This is a genomic window from Janibacter sp. CFPM2_SD2 (genome assembly GCF_057364645.1).
Genome location: NZ_JBNFOF010000229.1, coordinates 1 through 4,535 on the forward strand (window position 1 = coordinate 1; position 4,535 = coordinate 4,535).

6 protein-coding genes are annotated in these 4,535 nt (G+C 72.5%); 5 read left to right on the forward strand and 1 reads right to left on the reverse strand.

The features are described from left to right. The first annotated feature begins 237 nt into the window (after positions 1-237). The 4 genes from AC2W7J_RS16030 to AC2W7J_RS16045 are packed head-to-tail and all read left to right on the forward strand — an operon-like array spanning position 238 to position 3,884. On the forward strand, positions 238-594 hold the full coding sequence (locus AC2W7J_RS16030) for a MerR family transcriptional regulator (protein ID WP_255185078.1): 357 nt from the start codon (positions 238-240) through the stop codon (positions 592-594). Positions 595-625: 31 nt separating this feature from the next. Continuing rightward, a complete protein-coding gene (gene purF, locus AC2W7J_RS16035; protein WP_485983624.1) occupies positions 626-2,149 on the forward strand; it encodes an amidophosphoribosyltransferase in 1,524 nt (507 codons plus the stop codon). Continuing rightward, positions 2,146-3,276 carry a phosphoribosylformylglycinamidine cyclo-ligase gene (gene purM / locus AC2W7J_RS16040; RefSeq protein WP_485983626.1) on the forward strand — a complete coding sequence of 377 codons (1,131 nt, stop codon included), beginning with the start codon at positions 2,146-2,148 and terminating at the stop codon, positions 3,274-3,276. The genes purF and purM overlap by 4 nt, the downstream gene beginning before the upstream one ends. A gap of 20 nt (positions 3,277-3,296) precedes the next feature. Next, positions 3,297-3,884, forward strand: a complete 588-nt coding sequence (locus AC2W7J_RS16045) for a helix-turn-helix transcriptional regulator (RefSeq protein ID WP_485983628.1) — start codon at positions 3,297-3,299, stop codon at positions 3,882-3,884. 10 nt (positions 3,885-3,894) lie between these two features. Here AC2W7J_RS16045 and AC2W7J_RS16050 read toward each other — a convergent pair whose 3' ends face one another. After that, entirely contained in the window at positions 3,895-4,092 is a 198-nt protein-coding gene (locus tag AC2W7J_RS16050) for a DUF3073 domain-containing protein (protein ID WP_421008040.1), read from the reverse strand. A 202-nt stretch (positions 4,093-4,294) separates the two neighbouring features. Here AC2W7J_RS16050 and AC2W7J_RS16055 point away from each other — a divergent pair, with 202 nt between their 5' ends. Beyond that, positions 4,295-4,513 carry a hypothetical protein gene (locus tag AC2W7J_RS16055; protein ID WP_485983630.1) on the forward strand — a complete coding sequence of 73 codons (219 nt, stop codon included), beginning with the start codon at positions 4,295-4,297 and terminating at the stop codon, positions 4,511-4,513. Positions 4,514-4,535: the final 22 nt, after the last annotated feature.

A 4,535-nucleotide genomic window follows, 5' to 3' on the forward strand; every position in this document is an offset into this window, starting at 1 on the left:
CGCGGCCCGCGACGCCGCCGTGGCGAGGCGCCGCGTCGCCGGTGACGTCGAGCGCGCGTAGTCGCTCACCGCGTGCCGAAGGGGGTCGATCCCCCCGGGCCGCAGGTGCAGCAGCGCGAAGAGACCGAGTCGGCAGACGAAGAGTGCGGCGGCGGCGAGGGCGAGGGGCGTGGTCACGGCTCGACGCTAGAGTTTCAAGCGGCTTGAAGGTCAAGTCCTCGAGAGCCGGGAGCAGGCATGCGCATCGGAGAGCTCGCCCGCCGCACGGGCCTGGCGCCGTCGGCGATCCGCTACTACGAGGAGCGCGACATGTTCAGCCCCGGGCAGGTGCGGCGCCTGCCCAACGGCTACCGCGACTACACGCCCGAGGCCGAGCAGCGTCTGGCCCTCGTCCTCGCCGGTCGGGCCGCGGGCTTCGGCCTCGACGACATGCGCACCCGGATGCAGCACTGGTCGACCATGAGCGACGCGGAGCGGGCCGACATCCTGCGGGACCAGCTCGAGGTCCTCGATGCGCGCATCGGTGAGCTGGATCGCAGCCGTCGCGAGATCGCCGCCGTGCTGGGCGTGCTCAGCACCCGGCTGGGGGGCTGAGCGGCGCGGGCCGTGTGGGAGACTGGACCTCGTGCCACGCGGAGACGGAAACCTGTCCCACGACCTGCTCCCCGGCGAGAAGGGACCGCAGGATGCTTGCGGTGTCTTCGGCGTCTGGGCGCCGGGTGAGGACGTCGCCAAGCTGACCTACTACGGGCTCTACGCCCTGCAGCACCGCGGGCAGGAGTCCGCGGGCATCGCCACGAGCAACGGCCAGCAGATCCTCGTCTACAAGGACATGGGGCTGGTCTCCCAGGTCTTCGACGAGCGGAGCCTGTCCACCCTTCGCGGTCACATCGCCGTCGGCCACTGCCGCTACTCGACGACCGGCGGGTCCACGTGGGAAAACGCGCAGCCCACCCTCGGTGGCCACGACGCCGGCACGGTCGCGCTCGCGCACAACGGCAACCTCATCAACTCCGCCGAGCTCCTCGAGATGGTGGAGGACCGCGCCGCGACCCCCGAGGTCGACGGCACCTGGCGGGGGGTGTCGAAGGGAGAGCTGCGCCGCGGCAACACGACCGACACCGCGCTGGTCACCGCCCTGCTCGCCGACGAGCAGGACCAGTCCCTCGAGTCGGCGGCCATGGAGCTGCTGCCCAAGCTGCAGGGCGCCTTCTGCTTCGTCTTCATGAACGAGGACACCCTCTACGCCGCCCGTGACCCGCAGGGCCTGCGCCCGCTCGTCATCGGTCGGCTCGAGCGCGGCTGGGTCGTCGCCTCCGAGACCGCTGCCCTCGACATCGTCGGCGCCTCCTTCGTCCGCGAGGTCGAGCCCGGCGAGCTCGTCGCCATCGACGAGGACGGCCTGCGCACGCAGCGCTTCGCTCCCGCGCGGCGCAAGGGGTGCGTCTTCGAGTACGTCTACCTCGCCCGCCCCGACACGACGATCCACGGCCGCACGGTGCACGAGGCGCGCGTCGAGATGGGCCGCGCGCTGGCCCGCGAGCACCCGGTCGAGGCCGACCTGGTCATCGCGACCCCCGAGTCCGGGACCCCGGCCGCCATCGGCTACGCCCAGGAGTCGGGCATCCCCTTCGGGCAGGGCCTGGTCAAGAACGCCTATGTCGGGCGCACCTTCATCCAGCCGAGCCAGACCATCCGACAGCTCGGCATCCGTCTCAAGCTCAACCCCCTGCACCACGTCATCAAGGGCAAGCGGCTGGTCATCGTCGACGACTCGATCGTCCGCGGCAACACCCAGCGCGCCGTGGTGCGGATGCTGCGCGAGGCCGGGGCCGCCGAGGTCCACGTGCGCATCTCGTCGCCGCCGATCAAGTGGCCCTGCTTCTTCGGCATCGACTTCGCCACCCGCGCCGAGCTCATCGCCACCGGGCTCGGCGTCGACGAGATCTGCACCTCGCTCGGGGCCGACTCGCTCGGCTACATCAGCGAGGACGGCATGATCGCCGCGACCGACCAGCCGCGCGACGAGCTGTGCACCGCGTGCTTCTCCGGCACCTACCCGATGGAGCTGCCGAGCGAGGACCGCCTCGGCAAGTCCCTGCTCGAGCTCGAGTTCACCCCGACCCAGGAAGCCGTGCGACGCCCGTGACGACCCCAGAGACCACGCAGCAGACCCCGATCACCTACGCCGATGCCGGCGTCGACGTCGAGGCCGGCGACAAGGCCGTCGACCTGATGAAGGAGTCGGTCCGCCGGGCCACCCGCCCCGAGGTCCTCGGCGGGCTCGGGGGCTTCGCCGGCATGTTCGACGCCAGCGCCCTGCAGGGCATGCGTCGCCCGGTCCTCGCCACCTCCACCGACGGCGTGGGGACCAAGGTCGCCATCGCCCAGGCGATGGACCGCCACGACACGATCGGTCAGGACCTCGTCGGCATGGTCGTCGACGACATCGTCGTGTGCGGCGCGGAGCCGCTCTTCATGACCGACTACATCGCGACCGGCAAGGTCGTGCCCGAGCGCATCGCCGCGATCGTCGGAGGCATCGCGCGGGGCTGCGAGCTCGCGGGCGTCGCCCTCGTCGGCGGCGAGACCGCCGAGCACCCCGGCCTCCTCGACCCCGACGAGTACGACGTCGCCGGTGCCGCGACCGGCGTCGTCGAGCACGACGAGGTCCTCGGGCCCGACCGCGTCGCCGCCGGTGACGTCGTCGTCGCCCTCGCCTCCTCCGGTCTGCACTCCAACGGCTACTCCCTCGTGCGCCGGGTCATCGCCGCCGCCGGGTGGGAGCTCGACCGGCACGTCGACGAGCTCGGTCGCACCCTCGGTGACGAGCTGCTCGAGCCCACCCGCATCTACTCGCGAGCCCTGCTCGACCTCGTGCGGGCCGACGGCATCGACGTGCACGCCCTGAGCCACGTCACCGGCGGTGGGCTGGCCGCCAACCTCGCCCGCGTGCTGCCGCAGGGCACGATCGCCCGTGTCGACCGGGCGTCGTGGACCCCGCCGCCGATCTTCTCCCTCGTCGGTGAGCTCGGCGCGGTGCCCCGTGCAGACCTCGAGCGCACCCTCAACATGGGCATCGGCTTCGTCGCGGCCCTGCCGCAGGCCAGCGTGGACGCGGCCATCGCCCGCTCCCGAGCGGCCGGCATCGACGCCTGGGTCCTCGGCGAGGTCGCCGACGCCGCCACGACCGAGCCGGCGGCCGGTGTCGAGGTCGTCCAGGGGGCGAAGGGAGTGCACGGCGGGGCCGTGCAGGTCGTCGGGGAGCACGCCTGACACCCGCGGTACGGGTCCTCGTGGCCGACGCCGACGAGCGTCGCCGCCAGGCCCTCGTCGCCGTCCTGGCCGCAGAGCCGGACCTCGACCTGCTCACCCCTGCCGCGACGGTCCACGAGATCGCCTCGACGCCCGACGTCGACGTCGTCGTGCTGCTCGGGGACCTCGGGCATGCGCAGGGCCCGGTCGGTCTGCTGCGTGGTGTGCGGGCGCCCGAGCGGCCCGCGTGGGTGGTCCTCACCGAGGAGACCCACCTCGCCGACGAGGTCATCACCGCAGGAGCGCACGGCTGCCTCGCGGAGTCGAGCACGCCGGTGCAGATCGGTGCCGCGCTGCGGGCTGCCGCCCGGGGTGACGTCGCCGAGCTCGACCAGCCGGCGACCGGCCCGCTCGTGCAGCGGGTGCGGCGCGAGGCGCCGCCGCTGACGGAGCGGGAGGTCGAGGTGCTGCGGCTCGTCGACGCGGGCCTGGGCAACCAAGAGATCGCCGAGCGGCTCTACCTCAGCCTCTCGAGCGTGAAGTCACACCTGTCCCACACGTACGGTCGTCTCGGGGTGCGGCGCCGTGAGGCGGCTGCCGCGGAGGCGCGTCGTCAGGGGTTGATCTGACCCCGGAGCGTCACCGCTCGGGGGTGCTCCAGGCGTCGTAGTCGTCGTCATCCGCCTCGTCGACGTCGTCGCGCGTGGCGCGTCGCGTCGGCTGGTTGGACTGACCGTGAAGTTCCGCCTCCAGCGCTCGCAGGTCGGTGTCCGGCGAGTAGTACTTCAGCTCGCGGGCAACCTTGGTCTGCTTCGCCTTCGCTCGGCCGCGCCCCATGGCGTGACCCCCTCATTACGCTAGTGCGGGTCGGCGCTGATCCTCCCGCCGCCCCGTGGGGACGGCAGAACTACCAGAGCGGACCCGGATCTGTGTGGTTTCTCGTGAGGTCAACGGTACATGGTCCACGGCTGTTCCGTCCCATCGGTCCAGCGCGGCGAGACGTAGGATCGGCCCGGACGGCACGACGACAGGAGCTGACGTGAGCGGGACCACCGCGGGGACCCCCCTTCGCGCCCTCGTCGTCACCGTCGTGCACCACCCGCAGGACTCCCGGATCCGCCATCGCGAGATCTCCGCGCTGCTCGCGGCGGGCTGGCAGGTCACCTATCTCGCCCCCTTCGTCGCCCACGACCTGGCCGTGCCCGCACCGGCCGACGGCCTGACCTGCCGCGGACCTGCCCCGGGCCGCCGGGCGTGACCGGCTGACCGCCGCCCCGGGC

Bases quoted from the DNA above. Each gene is read 5' to 3' on its own strand.
- AC2W7J_RS16030 (WP_255185078.1), top strand. From the start codon at position 238: ATGCGCATCGGAGAGCTCGCCCGCCGCACGGGCCTGGCGCCGTCGGCG.
- AC2W7J_RS16050 (WP_421008040.1), bottom strand. From the start codon at position 4,092: ATGGGGCGCGGCCGAGCGAAGGCGAAGCAGACCAAGGTTGCCCGCGAG.